This window comes from Henriciella sp. (genome assembly GCF_049649345.1).
Classification (GTDB): Bacteria; Pseudomonadota; Alphaproteobacteria; order Caulobacterales; family Hyphomonadaceae; genus Henriciella.
The window spans coordinates 1-1,745 of the sequence record NZ_JBARZC010000111.1 but is presented as its reverse complement, the minus strand read 5'-3'; the positions used below and the strand labels follow the sequence as shown (position 1 = coordinate 1,745).

Below are 1,745 nucleotides of genomic sequence, written 5' to 3'. Positions count from 1 at the left end.
TGGCGACGATTGAGTTTCATGGCAACGCCCTCTGAGGCTGTTTAAAGAACGGCCAAGTGTCGCCGCTTTATGTTGCAGTATTATGGAGTGAGCCCGGCCTCTGCGAGAAGAGTCAGCAATCCTATCTGTATCCCTCGGTAACCGCTGACGTTGGACCAAGCTTCTGTCGGTGCATGGCTGTCATAAGACTGGCCGCCGCGGCTCATCGTAATGGCAGGGATACCTTTGGAAATCGGCAGATTGGCATCCGTTGAAGAAATGCCGAGTCGCGGCTCGAGATCAAAACTGCGCGTGACGGCCAGCGCCCGCTGCACCAGCGCGGCTCCCTCGTCGCCCTGCGCCGCGGGACGCGTGCCTACACGTTCAAGCTCCGCAGTCAGTTCGGCGCCAATGGTACGTCCGGCGTTTTCTTCCTGCAGCGCCTGCTCGACGGCTGCCTGAAGAATGTCATCTATGGCGTCGATCTTGGCCTGATCCCCTGAACGTATGTCGACTTCGGCCCATGATTCAAAGGGCACAGAGTTGATGGACGTGCCGCCGCCGATGCGGCCAATGTTATAGCTCGATTTGACGCCATCGCCGGTAACGGCCGGCGCGTTCTCGTCGAATAGCGCGATCGCCCGGCCGAGTGCGTGATGCGGATTCGCGGTACCAAACGCGCCCCACGAATGCCCTCCCGGACCGCTAAAGGCCATTCGATATCGATGGGAGCCGACCCCGCCGTAGACAATTCTGTCGTCGTCACCTCCGTCGACGGCGATGAGGCTGTCAATAGCGCTGGCGCCGTCGCGAAACAGATGCTTCACGCCGCGCAGATCCCCCAGACCTTCTTCTCCGACGTTGCCGATGAACAGAATGTCTGCGTCGGTCCTTATGGCGGCGTGCTCCAGCGCACGCAGGACGGCCAGTACAACGACAAGCCCGCGCGTGTTGTCGCCGATGCCGGGTGCATACATCTTGTCGTCATCGAAGCGCACCGTAACGTCTGTGTCCTCGGGAAACACAGTGTCGAGATGCGCGCTGTAGCCAACTACCCGCTGACCGCCGGTACCCGGCCGTCGGCCTATGACGTTGCCAACCTCGTCGATCGACACGTCGTCGAGACCGGCAGCACGCAGCATTTCGGCGAACCGTTCCGCTCGAGCCATCTCCTTGAAGGGCGGTGCGGGGATTTCGGTCAGTTCAATCAATTCCTCCCGGTGCTGCGCCTCCAGGGTCAGAACATGGCGCATTGCCTTATCTACATCGGCACTGCCGCGGAGTTTCGCGACTTCATCCACGTATTGCGGATCGATCTCGACATCGCTTAATTCCTGAGCAACGGCCGGCTGGCAAATGGTTGTCAGCAGGCCCGCCAAAATGGCGGAGCGGCGGGCGCGTGATTGCTTGTGCATGAGTCTTCCCCGGACAATTGAATCGGCGCAGACTATAACGCGTTGGCGGCAGCAGGCGTACACTGCCGGAATGAGTCGAGCGGAATACGTCCTCTACGGTGATAAAGGTTCAGGCTCCGCGGCGATCGAGCTTGCGCTGGCTGAAGCCGGTGCAGCCTTCAGCCTGTCGGATGTCCTTCTGGAGACCGATTCCCAGCGTGGCCGTGCATACGCCAACGTCAATCCGCAGCGAAAGTTACCAACGCTCATTACTCCGGAAGGCGAAACTCTAACGGAATCGGCGGCCATCCTGCTCTATCTGGCAGACCGCTACCCCGACGCGTCCCTGCTGCCAGTCAACGGCCATCCGTC

At 60.3% G+C, this 1,745-nt stretch carries 2 protein-coding genes; one reads left to right on the top strand and one right to left on the bottom strand.

Annotated features, from left to right (window positions below):
- Positions 1–80: 80 nt before the first annotated feature.
- Positions 81–1,394, bottom strand: a complete 1,314-nt coding sequence (locus WA989_RS02795) for a M20/M25/M40 family metallo-hydrolase (protein WP_424339003.1) — start codon at positions 1,392–1,394, stop codon at positions 81–83.
- A 70-nt stretch (positions 1,395–1,464) separates the two neighbouring features.
- On the opposite strand from WA989_RS02795, the gene WA989_RS02790 reads away from it, so the two are divergent.
- A partial coding sequence (locus tag WA989_RS02790; protein ID WP_424339002.1) for a glutathione S-transferase N-terminal domain-containing protein occupies positions 1,465–1,745 on the top strand: 281 nt, incomplete at its 3' end.

Excerpts from the sequence above, each read along its gene's own strand:
- WA989_RS02795 (WP_424339003.1), bottom strand. The coding sequence starts at position 1,394 with ATGCACAAGCAATCACGCGCCCGCCGCTCCGCCATTTTGGCGGGCCTG.